This is a genomic window from Allofournierella sp., from assembly GCF_017889395.1.
Classification (GTDB): domain Bacteria; phylum Bacillota; class Clostridia; order Oscillospirales; family Ruminococcaceae; genus Allofournierella.
Window position 1 is genome coordinate 1 of sequence record NZ_JAGHKE010000079.1, and the last position, 22,046, is coordinate 22,046.

Annotated in this window: 22 protein-coding genes and 1 pseudogene; 4 read left to right on the forward strand and 19 right to left on the reverse strand. The window is 62.5% G+C overall.

Annotated elements, in window-relative coordinates; translation table 11 throughout:
* Together J7G73_RS10275 and J7G73_RS10280 are read left to right on the forward strand one after the other, a co-directional pair.
* A pseudogene (locus J7G73_RS10275) lies at positions 1–217 on the forward strand (branched-chain amino acid ABC transporter permease); the annotation flags it as partial.
* Complete coding sequence (locus J7G73_RS10280; RefSeq protein ID WP_058962706.1) at positions 214–522, forward strand: AzlD domain-containing protein; 309 nt, start codon at positions 214–216, stop codon at positions 520–522. The pseudogene J7G73_RS10275 and the gene J7G73_RS10280, both read left to right, overlap by 4 nt.
* Before the next feature lie 63 nt (positions 523–585).
* Here J7G73_RS10280 and J7G73_RS10285 read toward each other — a convergent pair whose 3' ends face one another.
* Both J7G73_RS10285 and J7G73_RS10290 read right to left on the reverse strand, forming a co-directional pair.
* Positions 586–936, reverse strand: a complete 351-nt coding sequence (locus tag J7G73_RS10285) for an arsenate reductase family protein (RefSeq protein ID WP_291246183.1) — start codon at positions 934–936, stop codon at positions 586–588.
* Positions 937–968: 32 nt separating this feature from the next.
* The gene (locus J7G73_RS10290) at positions 969–1,823 is read right to left on the reverse strand and encodes a Cof-type HAD-IIB family hydrolase (protein WP_291246184.1); all 855 of its coding nucleotides are present in this window, start codon (positions 1,821–1,823) and stop codon (positions 969–971) included.
* Between the two features lie 302 nt (positions 1,824–2,125).
* Between J7G73_RS10290 and J7G73_RS10295 the strand changes: the two genes are divergently transcribed.
* Positions 2,126–3,466, forward strand: coding sequence for a D-serine ammonia-lyase (locus J7G73_RS10295; protein ID WP_291246185.1), 1,341 nt, complete (start codon positions 2,126–2,128; stop codon positions 3,464–3,466).
* A gap of 69 nt (positions 3,467–3,535) precedes the next feature.
* Positions 3,536–4,090, forward strand: a complete 555-nt coding sequence (locus J7G73_RS10300) for a cupin domain-containing protein (protein ID WP_291246186.1) — start codon at positions 3,536–3,538, stop codon at positions 4,088–4,090.
* 67 nt (positions 4,091–4,157) lie between these two features.
* On the opposite strand, the gene J7G73_RS10305 is transcribed toward J7G73_RS10300, so the two are convergent.
* From J7G73_RS10305 to J7G73_RS10385, 17 genes are all read right to left on the reverse strand, one after another.
* Positions 4,158–5,657: a DapH/DapD/GlmU-related protein gene (locus J7G73_RS10305; protein WP_291246187.1), complete on the reverse strand. Its 1,500-nt coding sequence runs from the start codon at positions 5,655–5,657 to the stop codon at positions 4,158–4,160.
* Between the two features lie 146 nt (positions 5,658–5,803).
* Entirely contained in the window at positions 5,804–6,934 is a 1,131-nt protein-coding gene (nagA, locus tag J7G73_RS10310) for an N-acetylglucosamine-6-phosphate deacetylase (protein WP_291246188.1), read from the reverse strand.
* Positions 6,935–7,213: 279 nt separating this feature from the next.
* Positions 7,214–8,083, reverse strand: a complete 870-nt coding sequence (locus tag J7G73_RS10315; RefSeq protein WP_291246189.1) for a putative manganese transporter — start codon at positions 8,081–8,083, stop codon at positions 7,214–7,216.
* Positions 8,084–8,305: 222 nt separating this feature from the next.
* On the reverse strand, positions 8,306–10,021 hold the full coding sequence (locus J7G73_RS10320; protein WP_291246190.1) for a CCA tRNA nucleotidyltransferase: 1,716 nt from the start codon (positions 10,019–10,021) through the stop codon (positions 8,306–8,308).
* A complete protein-coding gene (locus tag J7G73_RS10325) occupies positions 10,018–10,842 on the reverse strand; it encodes a sugar nucleotide-binding protein (protein ID WP_291246191.1) in 825 nt (274 codons plus the stop codon). Before J7G73_RS10325 ends, J7G73_RS10320 begins: the two co-directional genes overlap by 4 nt.
* Positions 10,843–10,855: 13 nt before the next feature.
* On the reverse strand, positions 10,856–11,500 hold the full coding sequence (locus J7G73_RS10330; RefSeq protein ID WP_291246192.1) for an NAD(P)H-hydrate epimerase: 645 nt from the start codon (positions 11,498–11,500) through the stop codon (positions 10,856–10,858).
* Between the two features lie 234 nt (positions 11,501–11,734).
* A complete protein-coding gene (locus tag J7G73_RS10335) occupies positions 11,735–12,691 on the reverse strand; it encodes an ABC transporter permease (protein WP_291246193.1) in 957 nt (318 codons plus the stop codon).
* Entirely contained in the window at positions 12,691–13,788 is a 1,098-nt protein-coding gene (locus J7G73_RS10340) for an ABC transporter permease (RefSeq protein ID WP_087293028.1), read from the reverse strand. The genes J7G73_RS10335 and J7G73_RS10340 overlap by 1 nt, the downstream gene beginning before the upstream one ends.
* Positions 13,785–15,323, reverse strand: coding sequence for an ABC transporter ATP-binding protein (locus J7G73_RS10345; RefSeq protein ID WP_087293030.1), 1,539 nt, complete (start codon positions 15,321–15,323; stop codon positions 13,785–13,787). Before J7G73_RS10345 ends, J7G73_RS10340 begins: the two co-directional genes overlap by 4 nt.
* A 112-nt stretch (positions 15,324–15,435) precedes the next feature.
* Positions 15,436–16,611, reverse strand: coding sequence for a BMP family ABC transporter substrate-binding protein (locus J7G73_RS10350; RefSeq protein ID WP_087293032.1), 1,176 nt, complete (start codon positions 16,609–16,611; stop codon positions 15,436–15,438).
* Positions 16,612–16,905: 294 nt separating this feature from the next.
* A complete protein-coding gene (locus tag J7G73_RS10355; RefSeq protein WP_291246194.1) occupies positions 16,906–17,730 on the reverse strand; it encodes a YhfC family glutamic-type intramembrane protease in 825 nt (274 codons plus the stop codon).
* A 16-nt stretch (positions 17,731–17,746) separates the two neighbouring features.
* On the reverse strand, positions 17,747–18,061 hold the full coding sequence (locus tag J7G73_RS10360) for a heavy metal-binding domain-containing protein (protein WP_291246195.1): 315 nt from the start codon (positions 18,059–18,061) through the stop codon (positions 17,747–17,749).
* Positions 18,042–18,683: a MerR family transcriptional regulator gene (locus J7G73_RS10365; protein WP_291246196.1), complete on the reverse strand. Its 642-nt coding sequence runs from the start codon at positions 18,681–18,683 to the stop codon at positions 18,042–18,044. The genes J7G73_RS10360 and J7G73_RS10365 overlap by 20 nt, the downstream gene beginning before the upstream one ends.
* Positions 18,684–19,127: 444 nt before the next feature.
* Positions 19,128–20,120 carry a MucBP domain-containing protein gene (locus J7G73_RS10370; protein ID WP_087293040.1) on the reverse strand — a complete coding sequence of 331 codons (993 nt, stop codon included), beginning with the start codon at positions 20,118–20,120 and terminating at the stop codon, positions 19,128–19,130.
* Positions 20,104–20,862, reverse strand: coding sequence for a hypothetical protein (locus tag J7G73_RS10375; protein ID WP_291246197.1), 759 nt, complete (start codon positions 20,860–20,862; stop codon positions 20,104–20,106). The genes J7G73_RS10370 and J7G73_RS10375 overlap by 17 nt, the downstream gene beginning before the upstream one ends.
* Before the next feature lie 19 nt (positions 20,863–20,881).
* Positions 20,882–21,535 carry a hypothetical protein gene (locus J7G73_RS10380; protein WP_291246198.1) on the reverse strand — a complete coding sequence of 218 codons (654 nt, stop codon included), beginning with the start codon at positions 21,533–21,535 and terminating at the stop codon, positions 20,882–20,884.
* Positions 21,532–22,046: signal peptidase I (locus J7G73_RS10385; protein ID WP_291246199.1), on the reverse strand; the 515-nt coding region annotated here is incomplete at its 5' end. The genes J7G73_RS10385 and J7G73_RS10380, both read right to left, overlap by 4 nt.

Consider the following 22,046-nt stretch of genomic DNA (forward strand, 5'->3'; position numbering starts at 1 on the left):
GGTGCCGCCCATGCGCCAGCTGAAAAGCGTGCGCATCGTGGTGGCGGCGGCGGTCATCGTCAGCTGCCTGATCGCCTGGGTGCCGCTGCTGAAATTCATTTCCAGCGGCTTTGCCATTATCCTGAGCACGCTGGCGGCGGCCGCGCTGGGGGCCTGGCTGTTCCCGGTGGACCTGGCGGACGAGCAGCCCGCTGAGAATGAGGAGGCAAACGCATGAGTCTTTTCTGGTATTTGCTGGTCATGGCGGGTGTGACCTATCTCATCCGCATGCTGCCGCTGACGCTGCTGCAAAAGAAGATCCAGAACCGGCGGCTGCGGTCCTTTTTGTTCTATGTGCCCTACGCCTGCCTTGCGGCCATGACCTTCCCGGCCATCCTCTCGGCCACCGAAAGCCCGATCAGCGCCTTCGCGGCCCTGGTGGTGGCGGTAGCGGTGGGCTTCGCCGGGCGGGGCCTGGTCACGGTGGCCGCCTGCGCCTGCGTGACCGTCTTTGTGGTGGAGCGGCTGCTGGCGCTGCTGTGACTATTTTCAGGCAAAAAATAAAAACCGTGGAAGCCGGCTCCACGGTTTTTTCTTTTTAAAATATCACAGCAGCTTGGCCCACTCCTCGGCCTTGAAGCCGGGGAACACGCCCTTGTCGGTAACCAGGATCGGCCGCTTGACCAGCATGCCGTCGGTGGCCAGCAGATCAAAAATCTCCGCGTCGGTCATGGCGGGCAGCTTGTCCTTCAGGCCCATGGACTTATACAAAAGACCGCTGGTGTTCACGAACTTTTTCACCGCAAGGCCGCTTCTGGCCTGCCAGTCGGCCAGCTCGGCGGCGGTGGGGTTTTCCTCTTTAATGGGGCGGGCGGTGTAGGCCGCGCCCTGCTCGTCCAGCCACTTTTTCGCTTTCTGGCAGGTGGTGCATTTATCGTAGCATACAAAGGTAATCATGGTGTTTCTCCTTTTTCTCAAAACCGGGCTGCTCAGAACAAAAACTCTTCCTCCGGGGGCAGCTCCACCTCTTCGCCGAAGATGAACTTCTCCACCGCCAGGCCCACGCCATCGTGGTTGTTGTCGGCGGTGACCCAGGTGGCCGCCTGCTTGACCTGCGGCACCGCGTTGCCCATGGCGATGCCCACGCCCGCCAGCTTGATCATGGAGATATCGTTCCAGCCGTCGCCGCAGGCCATCAGGTTTTCCTCGGTCAGGCCCAGGATGGTGAGCAGCGCCCGCAGGCTCTGGGCCTTCTCGATGCCCAGGGGCATGATCTCCAGAAAATACGGCATGCTCTTGTAGATGGAAAGCTTGCCCGCGAACTTGCGCTGCATGTGCTCCTCCACGTGGGCGATCTGGTCCGGGTCCTTGCTCAGCAGGATCTTGTTCACATCGAAGTCGATAAAGCTGCCCAGATCCTCCACCTGGATCGCCGGAACCCGGCAGGTGAAGCACTCCAGCTGCACGAATTCATCCTCGGGGTGCTCGGTGATCACGCCCTCGCTGTTGTAGCTCATGGCAACCGCGCCCGCGGCCCGGGCCTCGTCGCACACCGGCTTCACCAGCTCAGGGGGAAAGACCTCCTGGGCCACCACCTTGCCGGTGGCGCAGTCCTGAATGCAGCCGCCGTTGTAGCTCAGGATGTAACCGCCCAGCTTCTCCAGCTCCAGCTCCTTGGCCAGATACTGCACGCCCACGGTGGGCCGGCCGCTGGCCAGCACGATGCGCACGCCCGCGGCGGCCGCCCGCTGCAGCGCGGCGCGGGTGCGGGGGGTGATCTCCTTTTTGGTATTGGTCAGGGTGCCGTCCAAATCCAGCGCCAGCACTTTGATGGTATCGTTCATGGCAGTTTCTCCTGTTGGTTAAGGCCCCCGCCGCCCGGGCAGCAGGGGCCGGGAAATGTCTCACTTTTCCCATTGTAGCGAAAAGCAGTGCGCTTGAAAAGCCTTTTTGCCGCAATTTCACGCCTTCTCGCTCCAAACTTTTGCCCGCCGGGGGCCGTTTTTCTGTGCCATCTGCCCGCACCGGGGGCAAGGAGCAAAATTTTTTTGCTTTGCCCCATTGACATTTAACATGTGTTCATCTATAATGAACACGCAATTGAATAACCGTTAATTATTTTTAAACTTTACAGGAGGGACCCCTTATGATCGATGTACAGGCAGCCATTGCAGCAAACCCCGCTCTGGGCCGGGTGGCCTGCGCCGAAGAGACGGTCTGGATCAACCCGCTCCATCTGCCCGTGGAAATGACCGACGGGCTGTGCCAGCTGGTGGTGCCGGACGCAGCCATCGACGATGCCGCGGCCCGGCTGGCCCGGTTTGCACCCTTCATCCGCCGCCGCTTTCCGGAGACCGAGCCCACCGGCGGGCTGATCGAATCGCCCCTGGAGGACATCCCCCGCATGCAGCAGGCGCTGGAGCGGGAATATCACTGCACCATCCCCGGCCGGCTGATGCTCAAGATGGACAGCCACCTGGCCATTGCCGGCTCGGTGAAGGCCCGGGGCGGCATCTACGAGGTGCTCAAGCACGCCGAGGACCTGGCCGTTGCCGCGGGAAAGCTCGCCCTCACCGACGATTACGCCAAGCTGGACAGCGAGGAGATGCGGGCCTTCTTCCGCCAGTACACGGTGCAGGTGGGCTCCACCGGCAACCTGGGCATGTCGATCGGCATTATGAGCGCGGCGCTGGGCTTCCGGGTGAAGGTGCACATGTCCGCCGAGGCCAAGCAGTGGAAGAAGGACCTGCTGCGCAGCCATGGCGTGGAGGTGCTGGAATACAGCGGCGACTATTCCAGGGCGGTGGCCGAGGGCCGGACCAACTCGGACAAGGACCCCATGAGCTATTTTGTGGACGATGAAAAATCCGTGGACCTGTTTCTGGGCTACGCGGTAGCGGCCCGCCGGCTGAAAAAGCAGCTGGACGACCGGGGCATTGTGGTGGACGCGGCCCATCCCCTGATCGTCTATCTGCCCACCGGTGTGGGCGGCGCGCCCGGCGGCATCACCTACGGCCTCAAGCGGCTGTTTAAAAATAATGTACACTGCTTTCTGGTGGAGCCCACCCAGTGCCCCTCGGTGCTGCTGGGCATGGCCACCAAGCAGTATGAGAAGGCCAATGTGCGCCACTTCGGGCTTTCCGGCAAAACCCATGCGGACGGCCTGGCCTGCGCTTCTCCCTCCAGCTTTGTGACCCGGGTACTGGGCAATCTGGTGAGCGGCGACTTCACGGTGGCGGACGCCAACCTTTACAACTACCTGCGCCTGCTGGATGCCAGCGAGGGCAAGCGGATCGAGCCCTCCAGCTGCGCGGCCTTCGCGGGCCCCCGTGGCCTGCTGACTTTGCCCGGCAGCCGGGATTACTGCGCTGCCCACGACCTGACCGAGCAGGTGCTCAACAACAGCGTACAGATCGCCTGGGCCACCGGCGGCCGTCTGGTGCCCGCCGAAATCTGGGAGCAATATCTGGCCACCGTGCTGGACTGAGCCGCTTTTCCCTCCGGCGGGTTTGTGGTATAATCAGTTCTGTTACCAACAGAACGGAGGGACGCTGGCATGGAGGAAGAACTGAAGATCGGGCGGAAGGTGCAGCAGTTCCGCAAGCAGAGCGGGCTGAGCCTGCGGGAGCTGGCCGCCCGGGTGGAGCTGAGCCCCTCGATGCTCAGCCAGATCGAGAACGGTGCGGTGAATCCCTCCATCAATACCTTAAAGAACATTGCCCAGGCGCTGCGGGTGCCCCTGTTCCGCTTTTTCAAGGAGGAGCCCCCCGCCGAGCGGCTGATCGTGCGCCGGGGCGAGAACCGGATCATCGGCCATCCTGGCGAGCAGGTGCTGTACAAGCTGCTCACTCCCACCGTGGACTGCGCCATTGAATTCTGCCTGATGGAGCTGCCTGCCCGCACTGCCTCCTCGGAGGCGGACCGGGAGCATACCGGCGAGGAGGTCACCTATGTGATCAGCGGTCAGGCGGAGCTGCATCTGCAGGGCAGCGTGTACCGGCTGACCGCCGGGGACTCGGTGCAGATCCCACCCTCCACGCCCCACCGGTGGGTGAACGATTCCGATGAGGAATTCCGGGCGGTGTTCGCCATCACCCCGCCCAGTTTTTAAAACAGCAAAGCCGCCCCTTGCGGAAAACGCAAGGGGCGGCTTTTTGTTTGCCCGGCGTAAATTATGTTCAAAGCTCGGTGACCGTCCGGTGCACGCCCTGGGGGGCATAGCACAGCAGGTCCCCGATTCCGATGTAGTCACACAGCAGGAACAGAATGGACAGCCACATCTCGGTGCCCATCAGGGTGGGGTTGTCCCGCAGCTGAAGGGTGAAGGAATAGCCCTTCTCCTCTTCCCAGTTGTCCAGAATCTTTTTCACCCATTGCAGCGCCCATTCCCGGCCCTCTTCATACCGGTGGTCCGTCTGCTTTTTGCACAGCCAGAGCGGATGGATCACATCCAGCACATTGCAGGCGGTGCCGTTTTTCCCGCCGAAATAACGTGGGTCCGCCACATGCTTCAGCACATAGTCGATGGTCTGTTCGGGATAGGGCAGCGGGCGGCCAAACTGGGCATAGGTGCCCCGGGTCAGGCGGTAAAATCCGTTCACCGTTTCCATGGCATTGGCGCTGCCCCACATTCCCGTCTGGGGGTTCGCGTGTTCATCCAGCCAGGCAAACAGGGTGTCCAGGTCTGCCCTTTGGCCGAAGTATTTCTGGTTCTGGTAGAAGGCCGTTCCCAGGCAGTCGATGCAGTGCCCCGCGTGCCAGGTCTGCGCGCTCCAGTCAAAGCCCTCCAGATATTCCCTCAGCCGCTGGCCGGTGTACTGCTCCGCCGCCCGGTAGGCATGGGGCAGATGTCCGCCCATGACCTCCATGGCGTAGCCCAGGCACAGTACCGGATATTCGATTTCCTCCTCCTGCATCCGGCCCATGGTCTGCAGCAGCGCCGCGGGCTCCATCAGGGGATTCGGCTTGCGGAACATGGCAAGCAGCTCCGCCGCGTCGCACCAGGCCCGCACCGGGGGCTGGTTGTCCGAGGTGTCCACATAGCCGCCGTTTACAATGTGGCTCTTCACCAGTGTTTCCAGCTGCCGGTCCACCTTTCTGCACAGCTGCGCCAGCGGCTCCCGGAAATATTCCCGGATGCGGTTCTTCAGCACCCGGGCCGGATTTCCGCCCACGATGCTATACTCCGGCACATCCTTTGTGACCACCGCGCCCGCGGCCACGATGCTGTGGGCTCCCACATGGATGCCGTCCAGCACAATGGCCTGGGCGCCGATCCACACGTCGTCCCCCACGGTGATGCCCTCGGCCGTCAGGCCCTGCCGGGTGATGGGAAGAAAAATATCCCCGTGGGCATGGTTTTCCGCGATCAGGTTCGCCCGGGGCGCAATGCGCACGTTGTCCCCCAGCTGGATCTCTCCCTGTAAGTAGGCCATGGGATTGATGGAGCAGTTGTCCCCCATGGTGACGGCCGCCTGGCGCAGCAGAGCGTCCGCGGCCACAATGCAGTCGTCGCCCGCCCGGAGGGTGGCGTTGCTGAACACCGCGTCCGGCGAAATATAGCAGTTTTCTCCAAATCGGCAGCCGGTTTGCTCCAGCTGCTGCTGCAGCTCCCGCTGCTCGGGGGTGTTTCGGTCCTCAATGGTCCAGGGAATATAGTCTTCGGCGCGCTTTGGCATGGGTCCCATCCTTTTCTTTTTTCCTGATTGTAGCACAGCACAGCGCAAAAGAAAAGCATACAAAAAAGCCGGTGTGGCTTATGCCACGCCGGCGAAAAAAGGGGGCTGCTGCAATGCAGCAGCCCCCGAATGCTTCCGAGGAAAAATTACTGCTTTACGCCGCCGATGAAGATGGTCTCGGGCTGCAGGGTCTCCTTGTTCAGGATCAGCACGTCGGCGCGCTTGCCGGTGGTGATGCTGCCCACCTCGTCGAACAGGCCCACGGCCTGGGCGGGGTTGATGGTGGCTGCCTTCAGCGCGGTCTCCAGAGGCACGCCGAACTTCACAGCGCGGCGGAAGCACTCGGCCAGGCAGGTGGCGCTGCCCGCGATGGTGCCGTCCTCCAAGGTGGCCTTGCCGTCATTCATGATGACCTTCTGGCCGCCCAGGCTGTACTCGCCGTTGGGCATACCGGCGGCGCGCATGCTGTCGCTGATCAGGCAGACGCGGTCGTTGCCGAACATGGCGAAGACGGCGCGCACCACAGAGGGATGCAGGTGGATGCCGTCGCTGATGATCTCCACATGGGCGGAATCATCGGCAGCCGCGCCCACAACGCCGGGAGCGCGGTGGGTGAAGGCGGGCATGGCGTTGAACAGATGGGTGGTGTGGGTCGCACCCGCGGCAAAGCCGGCCTTGGCCTCCTCGTAGGTGGCGCAGGTGTGGGCAATGGACACGGTGCACATCTTGCTGGCCTTGCGGATGAAGTACAGCGCGCCGGGCAGCTCGGGAGCCACATCCAGCAGACGGATGTTCTTGCCGGACTTCTCATACAGACGCTGGAACATGTTAAAATCCGGGTCCACGATGTACTTCTCGGCCTGAGCGCCCTTCTTCGCCTTGTTGAAGAAGGGGCCCTCCATGTTCACGCCGCGCAGCACAGCGCCCTCGCCGTCCTGATGGAAGCGGGGCTTCGCCGCCTCGAACACATTGGTGAGGATCTCCTCATCGAAGGCCATGGTGGTGCCCAGGAAGGTGGTAACGCCCTGGCTGCCCTCGTAGCGGCTGATCTTCACCACATCCTCGGTGGTGGCGTCGCAGAAGTCGCTGCCGGCGGCACCGTGGATGTGGATGTCCACAAAGCCGGGGGTCACGTACTTGCCGGTGGCGTCGATGACCTCATCGCCCTCCAGGGTACCGGCGGAGGCGATCTCCACAATGCGGTCGCCCTCCAGCTTGATGTCGGCCTGCATGAAGCGGCCCTGAGCGGTGAAAATATGACCATTCTTAATAATCATAGGAAATACTCTCCTTCCTGATCCATGCGCTGCGGCGCGATCCGGGGCGGCGCAAGCACTGCCCGCCCTGCTATGGCGTGGCAATGGCACGCCTGCTTTCTAGCCCCATTATAGCGCAGCCGTCAGGCCGGAACAATCGACAGCGGGCAAAATACGCGATTGTGCAAATTAAACAATAAAAACACCCAAAGAGGGGGGCAAACTGGTTTGTTTCCATGCAGTTGTAAAGCGCAAAAACTCCCCCGGACCACACAGGGTCCGGGGGAGTTTTCCAATGTTTTAAACGCCCAGCAGCTGGAGGGCCATGCCGGTCACGGCACCCGCGCCCCAGAGCAGGCCGATGATGAACAGGTTCTGCTTCCAGCTTTTGTTTGCCTTGCACAGCACCACCAGGCCCACGCCCGCGCCGCTGCACAGGCCCGCCACCGCCGCGCCGAAGCTGATGGAGCCGCCCAGATACAGCTGGGTGAGCAGCACGCTGGCCGCGCAGTTGGGCACCAGGCCGATGAGGGCCGCGAAGATGGGCTGCAAAACGCCCAGGTTCGCCAGAAAGGCGGTGAAGACCTCCTCGCCCACCAGCTCCATGGCCAGGCCGATCACGAAGCTGAAGCCCACGATGTACAGAAAGATCATAAAGGTGTGCCACAGCGCCGATACAAAAATGCTCTGGCGCTCGGCGTGATGCTCGTGGCAGTCCACCTCGTCGGCGTGGCCGGTGTAGCCGCCCCGCAGCGAGCGAGGCAGAAAACGCACCAGCAGCACATCCAGCACCAGACCCGCGATCAGAGCCACGCCGATCTTCACGGCGATGAGCAGCACCAGCCGGGGCCACTGGTCCGGCACGGCCAGCAGCATGGGAATGGCTTCGTCGCTGGTGGCCAGGAACACCGCCAGCAAAGTGCCCAGGCTGATCACCCGGCTGCCGTAGAAGTTGGCGGCCATGGCGGAAAAACCGCACTGGGGCACACAGCCCAGCACCGCGCCGGGCACAAAGCCCCAGTGACCGCCGCCCTCCAGAGCCTTTTCAATGCGGCTGCCGTGGAACCGCTCGATGTATTCGATCAGTAAATAAGCAAGATACAAAAAGGGCAGCATGGGAATGCTGTCGTGGACGGCATGCTCTGCAACATGCAGCAGTTCGTGCATCATAAAAGTAACCTCTCTCCTTCCCCATTGCGCCCGAAAACACACGTTACAGGACGCAGCATTGACTAGTATAGCCGCATTTTTTCCCCGGCACAATGCCCCCCCGCCCCATCCCGGGGCGCTTTTTGGCCGATTTTTGCGATTTTGTGCAACAAATCAAAGACCCGGCCCCGGTTTTGAGGCCGGGGCCGGGCGTTATGGTCATATGTTTTCGCGCAGCGGTGCTTACTCCTGCCACTCCCGGGCCTTTTCCAGCAGGGCCTCGCGGGTGTTTTCCACCCGGCCCTCCACCACCTCGTGGAGCAGCCAGTCCAGCATGTTGCTCATGCTGGGGCCGGGCTTGGCCAGCCCTGCGGTGAGCAGGTTGCCGCCGGTGATGGCCAGCTGATCGGTGGCGTAGCAGCCCGCGTTCTTAATGGTATCGGCCAGCGTCTGCTCAAAGGCCTTCAGGTTTTCGCCCTTGGCATGGTGAGAGGAAACATCCGCCCACCAGATGTGCACCAGGCTGTTCACCTGGCGGGGGCCCAGCAGGTTCAGCCAGCGGCGCACGCTCACCTCGCCGGTGGCGGGGCGGATGCCGTGGAAGCGGATCAGCTGGCAGATGGTCTCGCGGCTGTTCCGGTCCACCTTCAGCCGGCGCAGGATGCAGTCGGCCAGCTGGGCGCTCACCTCGGCGTGGCCCTCAAAAGTGCTGTCGCCCTCCTTCAGGGTCTCGCGGCACCAGGGCTTGCCGATGTCCCGCAGCAGCATGGCCCAGCGCACCTCGGGCAGGTCCGGCGCATAGGCCAGCGTGTCCGCCGCGTGCTGCCACAGGTTCTGTTCCTCACCGCCCCGCTTCTGGGTGAAGGTGAGGGCAGGCTCGATCTCCGGCATCACGTAGGCAAAGATCGCACCATTTTCCGCTGCCACCCGGTGGGCCGCCTTGCCGCAGAGCAGCTGGGTCATCTCCCGGGCCATCCGCTCGCCGCTCACCCAGCGCAGCATCTGCTTTTTCGCGTGGGCCGCGGCCAGCGTCTCTTCCTCAATGGCAAAGCCCAGCACCGAGGCAAACCGCAGCAGCCGCAGAATGCGCAGCGCATCCTCGCTGAAACGCTGTGCCGGGTCGCCCACGCAGCGCAGCACGCCGTTTTTCAGATCGCCCTGACCGCCGAAGGGGTCGATGACGGTGCCGTCCGGCCCCATGGCCATGGCGTTGATGGTGAAGTCCCGCCGGGCCAGGTCCTCCTCCAGACTGTTCACGAAGGTGACCTCCTCGGGGCGGCGGTGGTCCTCGTAGTCGCTTTCCGCCCGGTAGGTGGTGATCTCGTAGGTCTCGTTACCCGCCAGCACGGTCACGGTGCCGTGCTGGATGCCGGTCTCCAATACCTTATATGTACCGGCGAAGCACTCCTTCACCTGGTCCGGCCGGGCACTGGTGCACAGGTCCCAGTCCTTGGGGTCCTTGCCCAGCAGACTGTCGCGCACGCAGCCGCCCACCGCCCAGGCCTCGAAGCCCTGCTCGTTCAGCGCGCTGATCAGGCTGGCCGCCATGGCGGGCATCACCGGCAGCTCGATCTGCCGCTCCCAGGCCAGCCGCTCCACCAGGGCCACATCCGCCGGGCAGAAATTGTAGTCCTTCATCTCGGCGGGGGCCACCCAGCAGGCCTCCTCGTGCACCCGCACCTCCATCTCGCCGCCGGTGACTCGGCCGTTGAAGAAGGTAAAGTGAATGTCCTTATCCGGGTAGGAGTAATCCAGCGAGGCATAGGCGGGCCCCAGAGTGATGTCCAGGCCCAGCTCCTCCTTGCATTCCCGCACCGCGGCCTGCTCGGGGCTTTCGCCCTCCTCCACCTTGCCGCCGGGAAACTCCCACAAAAAGGCGCAGCTGCCGCCCTCGCCCCGCTTACAGATCAGGATCTTGCCCGCCTCGTCGGTCAGGATCACCGCTGCCACATGCATCATATCACATTACCTCCTTGTTGTTCCTCAAAGGCGCGCAGGCAGGCCGCAAAGCTGCCCACCGTATCGCCAAGGTCCACCCCGCAGCCCGCTTTCAGGCGGCTGGTGTCCATACTCAGCTCCGCACCCAGCAGCCCCAGGCACTCCAGCGCGGTGGCGTAGGTGTTCAGGGGGTTCTCCGCCCCCATGTTGTACACCCCGCCGGGCAGGGTGGCCATCTGCTCCATGGCCTCGATCACCGGCTGTACCCAGGTGATGCCCCGGTACTCCCGCACCGCCATGGAAAGGGGCATTTTGCCCGCAAGGCTGCGCCGCAGCGTGCCCCAGAAGCCGGTGCTGCTTTTCAGCCCCGGCCGGTCAAAATCATACATCCAGCTGGCCCGCAGGCAGACCGCCTCAGGGCAGGACTCCAGCACCCGCTGCTCGGCCTCCCACTTGTGGCGGCCGTACACGTTCACCGGGTCCAGGGGCGCGTCCTCGGGCAGGGGGCCCAGCTTCCGGGTGCCGTTGTATACCTGGTCCGAGCTGAAGAACACCAGCTTTGCCCCCAGCGCCGCGCATTCCTTCGCCAGCACCGCCGGGGCCTGCAGGTTCACCTCGAAGCTTTCCAGAGGATGGCTCTCGCAGTAGCCGGTATTGGAGAGCGCCGCGGTGTGGATGACCAGCTGGGGCGCGGCGGCCTGCAAAGCCGCGTGCAGCGCCTCGTGGTCGGTGAGCTCCAGCGTTTTGTGGTCCAGCGGGGTGATGTCCCACCGGTCCCGGTAATGGGCTGTGAGACGGCCGCCCACAAAGCCGCCTGCGCCGGTAATGACCACTCGTTTCATGACTGCCGCCTCCTTATTTCTGTAAGGCTGTTCCGATGCCGATGTCCGCCACTTCCACCCGGCCGCACTGTGCCGCCGCCAGCCGGTGGCAGGGTTTTGCCGCGTGGAAGGTCACGGTCAGGTCGGCCCGCACCGCGCCCTCGGCGGCAGTTCCGCTGTCCGCCTCCAGGCCGCTGGGCAGGTCCAGCGCCAGCACCCTGCCGGGCGCTTCGTTCATCCGCCGGGCCGCGGCCAGCCCCTCCGGGCGCAGGGTCCCGTGGAAGCCGGTGCCGTACACCCCGTCCAGAATGATGTCCGCGTTTTTCAGAAAGTCTGCCTGCTCCGGCTCGTCCAGCGCATCCGCCGCCAGCACCGGCAGGCCCACTTCGCGCGCAAGGCCGCAGTTGTAAATGGCGTCGGTGGTCACCGGCTCGCCCTCTACCAGATAAAGACGCACCGCAAGGCCCGCGTTTGCCAGATGCCGTGCAGCCACGAAGCCGTCGCCGCCGTTGTTTCCTTTGCCGCAGAACACCACGGCGCTCTTCGCCCCGGGCCAGGTGCGCAGAGCAAGCGCTGCCGCTGCCGCGCCCGCGTTCTCCATCATCTGCCGGTAGGAAAGGCCCGCCGCATCCGCCTGCTGCTCCAGCCGCTTCATCTCGGCCGCTGTTACTTCGCTCATCCCTCCGCCCTCCTCCTGCCGGGCTGCACCCCGGCAGCATTTTAACTGGTTAATACTACCATTATAACACAAAAGCTCCGGATGTTTTACCGATCCAGGGCGCTGATTTTGTTAATTTTTCACGAATTTTTCGTATGTTTTCTCCGTTTTCCGGCCCTTTTCGCTCCTGCAATGCCAAAACGGCCCCGGTCCAGAGGACCGGAGCCGTGTGATGTTATGCCGAAGGGCAGCCGCTTACCGCTCCTCGCGGAAGTAGTTGTTGCCCAGGAACGCCGGGATGTGCGCACCCTTGCTGCCCCGCATGCTGGTGATGATGAGCACCAGCGCGGTGATCAGGAAGGGCAGCATGTCGAAGAAGGCGTCGGGCAGGTTCACCATGAAGCCCACCTTGTAGTATTTCAGCACGCGCAGCGCGCCGAACACGAAGCTGCCCAGAATGGCCATGTGGGGCTTCCAGGCGGCGAAGATGACCAGCGCCACCGCGATCCAGCCCAGGCCGTTCACACTGTTGGAGATCCACACGCCGCCGTTGATGATCATGCCGCAGTAGGCGCCGCCGATGCCGCAGATGCCGCCGCCCAAGAGAATGTTGAAGTACTTCCACTTGGTCACCTGGATGGAGGCCGCGTCCGCCGCGCCGGGGTTCTCGCCGATGGCCTGCACGTTCAGGCCGGTCTTGGTGCGGTAGAGGTACCAGCCGCACACCGCCGCCACCACGATGCCCAGATAAACAAAGGGGTTGTAGCTGAACACCAGCTCGCCCACCACCGGCAGGTCGCTCAGCACCGGGATGTGGATGCTGCGCATCTGGGCGGTCACGTTCTCGGGCAGCTTCAGGGTGCCGCCCTCGGAGGTGCCGATCATGTACACGCCGATGAAGTTGGAGATGCCCACGCCGAAGATGGTCATGGTCAGACCCGCCACGTTCTGGTTGGCCATGAAGGTGATGGTGAGCACCGCATAAATGAGCGCGGCCAGCATGCCCGCCGCAAAGGCGCAGAGCAGCGCCACCAGGAAGTTATCGCTCAGGTAGCCGCCCATGAAGCCCGCGCAGGCGCCGATGGCCATCATGCCTTCCACGCCCAGGTTCAGATGACCCACCTTCTCGTTCAGAATTTCGCCCACGGTGCCGAACAGCAGCGGGGTGCCCGCGCCGATGGCGGCCACCAGGAATTTGATGAACAGATCCATTATTTGGCGCCCCCTTTCTTGCTGCGGCCCACAAAGGCGTACCGCACAAAGAACTCACTGCCCAGAATGAAGAAGAGAATGATGCCCTGCAGCACGTCCGCGCAGTCGGAGGAAAGGCCGTAGGTGGACTGCACCACGCTGGAGCCCTTTTCCAGAATGCTGAACAGCAGCGACACCACCAGGATCATGCCCGGATTCAGCTGGCACAGCCAGGCCACGATGATGGCGGTGAAGCCCACGCCGCCGGCCACGCCCATGGACAGGGTCATATCGCTGCCGGAAACCTGGCACACGCCCGCGATGCCCGCGATGGCGCCGGACAGGAACATGGTGCGCAGCACCACCTTTTTCACGTGGATGCCCGCATAGCGCGCGGTGTCCTGGCTTTCGCCCACCACGCTGATCTCGTAGCCCTGCTTGCTGCGCTTTAAGTAGATCCACACCAGCGCCACCAGCACCAGCATGATGATCCAGCCGAAGTGCACGCCCAGCACCTTGTCCATGCCGGCGTTCTTGTCAAAGCGGGCAATCTTGGAGAAGCCGTTGGCCTCCGGGTCGCGCCAGGGGCCCGCCTGCAGGTAGGACACCAGATGCAGCGCAATGTAGTTGAGCATCAGGGTGAGCAGGGTCTCGTTGGTGCCCCACTTCACCTTGAAGGCCGCGGCCAGCAGGCCCCACAGGCCACCGCCCAGCGCGCCCGCCACCAGCATGACCAGCAGCAGCACCCAGTGGTTCCAGTGGGGGAAGTTCAGAGCAAAGTAGCTGGCGAACACCGCGCCCATGATGAGCTGGCCCTCGCCGCCGATGTTCCAGAACTTCATTTTAAACGCCAGCGTCACGCCCAGTGCGCAGATGCACAGGGGGATGGCGAACTTCACGGTGGACTGAATGGCGATCTCGCTGCGGAATGCGCCCTCCAGAATGGTGCCGTACACGGCGATGGGGTTGTGGCCGATGGCCAGAATGAACAGGCCGCCCGCCACGATGCTCAGGGCCACCGCCAGCAGCCGAAAGCCGATCATCTGACGGCCGGTGCGCTCGGCATGCTTCACCACATGGAACAGCGGTTCTTTTGTTGTTTTCACGGTACCGGTCATGCCTCCTGCGCCTCCTTCTGCTTCTCTTCCTCGGTCATCTCGCCGGTCATCATCAGGCCGATCTGCTCCTTGGTTACGGTCTTGGCGTCCACCAGGCCGGTGATGCGGCCATGGCAGAGCACCAGAATCCGGTCGCACAGCTCCAGCAGCACGTCCAGGTCCTCGCCGATGAACATCACGGCCACGCCCTTCTCCTTCTGCTGGTTCAGCAGATCATAGATCACGTAGCTGGAGTTGATGTCCAGACCGCGCACCGGGTAGGCGGTGATCAGCAGATTCGGGCCCGATTCGATCTCGCGGCCCAGCAGAACCTTCTGCACGTTGCCGCCGCTCATCAGACGCACCGGGGTCTCGATGCCCGGGGTCACAATAGAGAGCTTTTCCACCAGCTTTTTGGCCAGAGCGCGGGCGGGGGCACGGTCCACGAAGGGGCCCTTGCCGCTGCGGTAGCTTTTCAGCAGCATGTTGTCGGTCATGCCCATGCTGGCCACCAGACCCATGCCCAGACGGTCCTCGGGCACAAAGCTCATGGAAATACCCAGGTCGATGATGGCCTCGGGGCTCTTGCCCAGAATGTTCTCTTTCTTATAAAGAACCGCGCCCTTTTTCGCGGGAATCAGGCCCGCGATGGCCTCGCACAGCTCCTTCTGGCCGCTGCCGGCCACACCGGCCACGCCCAGGATCTCGCCGGAGTGAATGTGGAAGCTCACATCGTCCAGACCCTTGCTGCCGTCGGGCTTGTTCACGGTCAGGTCCACCACCTTCAGGATGGTGTGCACGTCCTTGGGCTCGGGGCGGCGGATGGACAGGCTCACCGCGTGGCCCACCATCAGCTCGGTGAGCTTGGCGGCGTCCACACCGGCGGTGGCCACGCTGCCCACGCTCTTGCCCTTGCGCAGGATGGTCACCCGGTCGCTGATGGCCAGCACCTCGTTCAGCTTGTGGGTGATGATGATGATGGCGCAGCCCTTGGCCTTCATCTGCCGCAGGATGGCGAACAGCTTGTCGGTCTCCTGGGGGGTCAGCACGGCGGTGGGCTCGTCCAGAATCAGGATCTTCGCACCCCGGTACAGCACCTTCAGAATTTCAACGGTCTGCTTTTCCGAAACGCTCATCTCGTACACCGGCTTCTCCGGGTCGATCTCCAGGCCGTAGTTGGCGCACAGCTCCTTGACCTGGGCCTTCAGGGCCTTTTTGCCCGGCAGCTTGCCGGGGGTGCCCAGCACGATGTTCTCCATGGCGGTGAACACCTCCACCAGCTTGAAGTGCTGGTGGATCATGCCGATGCCCAGGTTCTGGGCGTCCACCGGGGAGCTGATGCTCACCGGCTGACCGGCCACAAAGATCTGGCCGTCGTCCGGATGGTAGATGCCGGAGATCATATTCATCAGGGTAGTTTTGCCGCTGCCGTTCTCGCCCAGCAGGGCCAGGATCTCGCCGTACTGTACGTCCAGCTCGATGCCGTCGTTGGCAACCACGCTGCCGAACCGCTTGGTGATGCCGCTGCAGCGGATGGCGCATTTCTGTTCGCCCATGAGGTTCCTCCTCCTTGCGTTTCTTGTTGTGTGCGGGGCCGCGGCCCCATATACCGGAAAAAAGGGCGGTCATCAGGACCGCCCTTTTCAGGGTTATGCGTTGGGTTTGGCGTTATGCCTGCTCGTGCACGTTCTCCACGTACCAGTTGCAGCTGCCGTAGTCGGCGCCCTCCAGAGTGTGGGTGTTGCCCTCGTTGTCCTTGATCTCGGTCTTGCCGTCGAATACATCCCACTCGCCGGAAACGATCTGGGCCTTCACCTCGTCGATCTTCTCGGCGGTGCCCTCAGCAATCAGGTCGGTGTTCAGGTCGGCCAGAGTAACCAGACCGTCGGCCATGTCGCCGAAGTAGTTGTCCACCTTCTCACCGGCAACCCAGGTGCCGTCGATCACGTTCTGCACGGCCTGGGTGTAGTAAACGCTCCAGTCCCACATTACGCTGGTCAGGGTAGCAGCAGGAGCATCCTTGCTCATGTCGCTGTTGTAGCCCACGCCCCAGACACCGTGCTCCTCAGCAGCCAGCTGGGGACCGGCGGTGTCGCAGTGCTGACCGATCACGTCGCAGCCGGAAGCGATCAGAGCCTCGGCGGCCTGCTTCTCGCCTTCGGGATCGAACCAGCTGTTGGTCACCTTCACGTAAACCTGAGCATCCGGGTTCACGCTGGCAACGCCCATAGCGAAGGCGTTGATGCCGCTGGTAACCTCGCCGTTGTCCTTGCCCATGGCGGCCACGTAGCCGATCTTGTCGGACTCGGTCTTCAGGCCGGCGGCGATGCCGCTCAGGTAACGGGCCTGGTAGATGCGGCCGAAGTAGTTGTTGAAGTTGGTGCCGTTGGACTTGTAGCCGGTGCCGTGGCTGAAGATGATGTCAGGATATTCCTCGGCCATGGCCTCACAGGTATCCATGTAGCCCCAGGAGGTGGCGAAGATGATGTTGCAGCCTTCCTCCACCAGCTCGGTCAGAGCGTTCTGCACAGCAGCAGCGTCGGTGTCGGACACGTTGATCTTCTCCACCAGCTGGTCCTCAGACAGGCCGATGTTCTTCATCATGCCCTGGATGCCCTGCTCATGGGTGTAGCTGTAGCCGGTGCCCTCAGCGGGGTCGGACAGATGCACAACGCCCACCTTGATGTCTTCCTTGGCGATGCCGGCGCCGGTGGTCTCGGCGGAAGCGGCGGTGCTGCCGGAGGCGGCGGTGGAAGCAGTGCTGCCGGAAGCGGTGCTGCCGCCGCAGGCGGCCAGGCTCAGGGCCATCACAGCGGCCAGCGCAAGGCTTAGAATCTTCTTCATGTGAAAAATCCCCCTTACATGGTTGTTCATTCGTTCCATTCCAAAAAAACGGTGCGAGCAGGCGGCCGGGCCGCCTGCTCCCGCAAGCTCGTTTTTTTGAGCACGATACCAATTGTAGCCGTTCTTTTTCACGATTTCAACACTTTTCCCCCTGCCGTTCGTATCTTCGGCAAGATACACGACGGCCCTTTCCATTTGCACGATCATTTTGTCTGTTAAGCCAATGTAAAAACCCCGCAAACCGGCCTGCCAAGCGGGTTCGCGGGGTTTTTAACAGCTTCAAAAGTATTACTTTTAACTTTCATTCTTGGACGTTTGTGCAAGCGCTTCCGGCGCGTCAAAGCGGCTCCTCTGACTGAGGGTAAAGGCGGTGCAGGCAAGGCCCGCGGCCAGCAAAGCCAGCTCGGTGAGCACCGACGCCACGGTGGTGTTCACCACATAGGACAGGCCCATCAGCACGAGGGAGACGCCGGCGTTGAACACGGTATGAGCCAGGATGGCCGCCAGATACAGCACCGGGCGGCGGCGCTTCACCGCCAGGAACACCAGGCAGGTGGCGAACACGTGGTACATCACCGCGCTCACCCGCTCCAGAATGCCCAGGTAGACCATAAGCGGGCTGGCCGCGGCCAGCTGCTGGGTGACGGCCTGCAAAAGGTCGTTGCCGAAGCCCAGAGAAGCAGCCAGCTGGGGGTCCCGGACCATCAGGCAGAACAGCAGGTTGTTCAGCTGACCCAGACCGATGAGCAGGATCACCTCGCAGAGGCCGTGGCCCAGACCGAAGCTGAGCATATCCTTGTAGGTGCGGTGTTTTTTCAAAAGCTTTGCCCCTACCAGCCGGGCGGTCTCCTCAAACAGACCGGCGGAAAGGCCGCCCACCAGGATCACATACACCACGGTATGGGCCGCAAAGGCCGCAAACCAGCTCTGGGTGCTGAGCACCTGCAGCAGCGGGATGCGCAGCAAAATCTGGCTGACAAAAAAGCTGGCAAAGCCCGCCAGCAGGGGCAGCGGATTCAGCTTCCGGGTGATGAGCAGCACCGCCAGCACCACCACCGGCAGGATCAGGGTGCACACCAGCGAAATCCCAACGGAAACGATCAAGGCATTGGAAATCATCGTCCCTCTCCTCCTCTCAGTCCACAAAGCGCACGGCGGTGCCGTAGGCGATGCACTCGGCGGCGCTCTGCATCACGCTGGAGGAGGCGTAGCGCAGGTTCAGTACCGCGTCCGCCCCCATGACCTCGGCCTCCTTCACCATGCGGCCGGTGGCGATCTGCCGGGCCTCGGCCAGCATCTCGGTGTAGTCGGCGATCTCGCCGCCCACCAGGCCCTTCATGGCGCTCATGAAGTCCTTGCCGAAGTTTTTGCTCTGCACCACATTGCCCTTCACCACGCCCAGCACCTCATAATTTCTGCCGGGAATGTGGTCAATAGTTACGATAATCATCGATCTCTCCTCCTTTGATCTCCTGAATGCGCTGCCGCAGTGCCAGCAGCGCCCCCACCAGAAACACCAGCGGGATGCTCAAAAGCAGCACCGCAATGCCCAGCGGCGCGGGCTCGGTGCTCAGCGCCCAGGCCAGAAAGGCCTCGGTCACCAGCATCAGAACCACGAAGATGCCCGCCGCAAGCCAGGCGCCCCGGAAGCGTTTTTTCTTGTCCCGTTCGTTCACATCCACAAAGCGCACCCCCGTTTCCTCCAGCCGGGCCATCTCGTCCAGCCGCTTTGCCGCGTCCAGCTCTGCCAGCAGGCCCGGCTCCTTTGCCAGCTCGGCACACAGCGCCTGGGCGGTGTCCAGGTTTTTGCGCCGGTTCTCCAGCGTTACCAGATGGCGGCGCATGCCCTGGGCCAGGGTCAGGCGACCCTCCAGCATCACGGCGATCTCGCTGAGCGGCACATCCAGCTTGCGCAGCAGCTTGATGCGCCGCAGCCGTTCCACATCCTCGTCGGTGTAGCTGCGGTAGCCGTTGCCCGCCTCCCGGCGTGGGCAGAGCAGGCCCTCCTTTTCATAAAAGCGGATGTTCTTCTGGCTCATTCCCACCAGAAGTTCCACCTGTTTGATCTGCATGGGCCTTCCCTCCCCCGCCGCGCCGAACAGCCCGGCTGTTTTGCGTGCGGCGCGCCTCCTTTGACCGGCGACGCGCTGCCTGCTTTTCTATAACATATACCCTCTACCGGGTGGAAGGTCAAGCATTTTTTGCCTTGGGCAACACCACACAATTCACGCCTGTCGGCTCAGGGGGCGTATCACGCCCAAAATTTCCGTGATATTTCCAAAAATGCGCGCGGGTCCACCAAGGATTGGCTGTGCTTTTTGGTTCTTATCCCATCTTTTGGGCGAAAAATTTTCCGGCGCGCTCCACTGCCCGGAATTGTGCGGTGCCGCCCTTGTTTTGCGCGATTTTTTGTTTTCCCCCACCGGAATCCTGCCGCCGACTGCACAAAAAAGCCGCGGCCGGGGTTTTGTCCCGGCCACGGCCTTGCATTTCATTCAGATCGAGCGGAAGGAAAATTATTCGCCCTCTGCGCTCTTCTTGCGATTGATTGCAAACACGATGGCCGCAATCACCACAATGGCAACCACTGCGCCGCCGATGGCCAGAGGCATCACGCTGCCGCTGGTGCCCTCACCGGGCAGGTTGGCCTGCGGGGTGCTCTCATCGGGGATCTCCACATCCTCACCGCCGGGGGTGTTGTCGCCGCCCGCCTGGGGAGTGTTATCCTCGGGGATGGTCACGGTATCGCCGCCTTCACCGGTGCCTGCGCCAGCGCCACCGGCTCCGCCGGCACCACCTGCGCCGCCGCCTGCTACCGCCGCGCCGCCCACAACGGTCTGATCCTCATACTGAATCACAGTACCGCCCGGAGTGGTCACGGTCTCGGTTACATTGTTTACGGCCGCGGTGTAGTAGAAGTTCACCACGTTCTGGTCCGCGTTGGCGGAGACGGTCAGCTGCTGGCTGGCTGCCTCGGCGGTGTAGTTCTCGATGTTGTTCAGCGCGTAGAAGGTCAGGCTCTGGCCCACGGGTGCAGAACCCTGCAGGCTGGGAGCCACCTCGGCGCCGGTCTCACGGTCCAGGTAATGCACGGTGAAGACCGCGTCCTCACTGCTGGCACGCAGGGTGTACTGGGCCACCGCGTTCACGTCGCCGCTGGCAGTGCCGCCGGTGTAGCCCTGGGCGGCATCGGTCACAAAGTAGCGGGTGGCGTCCTCGTTCATCACGATATCGGTCAGCTGGGGAGCGTTGGGCAGAGCCGCGCCCTCGTTCAGCCGCACAGCCACCGCGCCGGTGGCCTCGCTGGTCTTCACCTCGCCGTATTTTTCCAGCCCGGCGATGAAGGAATCGGTGAACGTACCGTGCTCACCAGGGCGGAAGGTCACCACATAGGTGGTGGCTTCGGTGGAGGAAGCATCATCTTCCGCCGCCAGGGCGGGCATCGCACAAACGCTTACCGCCAGGCACAGGCCCAGCAGCCCGGCCAACAGCTTATTTGTTCTGCGCATCGCTTGCTTCCTCCTTCTTTTTCTTCTTGGTCAGCACCAGCAGCACGATCGCCGCCAGCACGACCACCACAGCACACACCGCAATGATGTTGAAATCGCCGGTCTGAGCCGATACCACGATGGTGCGTACCTGGGTCACCACATTGGGGGCGCCCTGCACCGTCTCGGTGGTCACAACGGTCTTCACATCAGGCACATCGGCCGCCTGGAAGCGGAATTCAATCATGCCTTCCGCGCCCATGTAGCTCACATTGGTGGCGGTGGCGTCCGGGGTGATGCTCAGCACCACGTCCGCGGTCTGGCCCGGGTCCAGCGTGGCCACCAGCGGGTATTCCTCCAGCTGCTTGTTCAACTCTTCCAGACCGGTGGTGGTGTCGCCGCCCACCAGGGTGCCGGTGGCCTTGCCGGTGGCGGGGTCATAGCCGTACAGGGTATTGCCGCCGCAGGTCAGGCTTACAGTGTAGCCGGTATCCTTTGCATTGGAAGCGCCGATCAGGGTGCTCACAACGCTGGTATCCATGTAGAAGTAGGCGGCCTTGTCGCCGGTGTTCTCCAGCGTGATGGTGCCGGTGTAGGTCTTGCCCGGAATCATCTGGGTAAAGCCGCTCATCTGAGTGCTGCCCGAATAGGTCAGGTTGGTGCCGTCATAGACCACCTTGTCGGCACCGGCGGCAAAGCAGCCCAGCGCGAATACCGCGCTCAGAGCCAGCGAGAAAAGGCTCGCGATCAGTTTTTTCTTCATCTTCACTGCCTCCTCCCGCTTATTCGGTCACGCTGACCAGGTTGCCGCTGGCGTCCAACTGGGCCACAACGCCCCAGCTTGCCAGGATGCCACTGGCGTTCAGGTCGGCCGCATCCGCGCCCGCGAACTGTACGCCGTCCGCCACAGCCTCCAGATGTACGTTCATACCTGCATACTCGTTGGTCAGGCTTGCCGGGATGCCGATGATCTCCAGCAGCTCGCTGGTGCTCTGGCCCGCCGGTACCGGGTACTTGTAGTAGTACACCTCGGTCTCGCCCGAGTTGCCCTCGAACAGTTTCTCGGCCTTAATCCAGTCGGCGCTGTTCAGGCCCAGTTCAATGTTTGCGGCATCCAGATCGGTGGTTTTCCCGTCTGCATCCGCCCAGTATTTGGTCACGGTAACGCGGATGTAGGAATCCACGCTGCCGGTATTGTCTACTTTATAACCGTCTTTTACGTTGATCTTGTCTGCCGGCATCAGTGCCTTATCCGTCACCGTGAGGGCAACCGGATCGCTTTCGCCGCCAGTCCATTCAATATTCAGGGTGGCCGCCGTCAGAGGCGCCGTGACCGGGTTTTCCGCGCTCGCCTGGCCTGCCGCCAGGGAGCCGCCCACGACTGCGCCCATGACCATAACTGCTGCCAGACCCATCAGCAAAACTCTTTTCTTCACTTGGAACGCTCCCTTTTCTTTGTTTTGTCTGCAAGTGTCCATAGGATGATCGCCAGGGCAAAAATCGCCACACAGGCCGTGACGCCTGGCCCGGAATGGAGCATCTCCGACACTGTGCCCAGCACCGGGATGCATATGACCACTTTTCCGACCACACGCTCGTAGCTCACCGGATTCACATCCGGCAGGGCGTTTGCGTCACCCTTTGTGATCAGCTGCCGCGCCTGCGTGTCGTTTTCCACCACCCGGTGCGTTTCCACAAGGCCGGTGGCCTCGCTGAGCCGGAAGGTGATGATATCGCCCTGCTCGAGGGCCTGGGGGTCGCAGCGCTTCACATAGATCGCGCTGCCCACCGGCATTGCCGGTTCCATACTTTGGGTCAATACGTTGTAGATCTGATATCCGAATAATTTTGGTACGCTGAAAGGAAGGGCGACGGCCATTACCGCCAGCAGAAGTGCCGTGGCTACGGCACTCAGCGCCTTTGCTTTCATGGCCGCCGCCCCCTTTT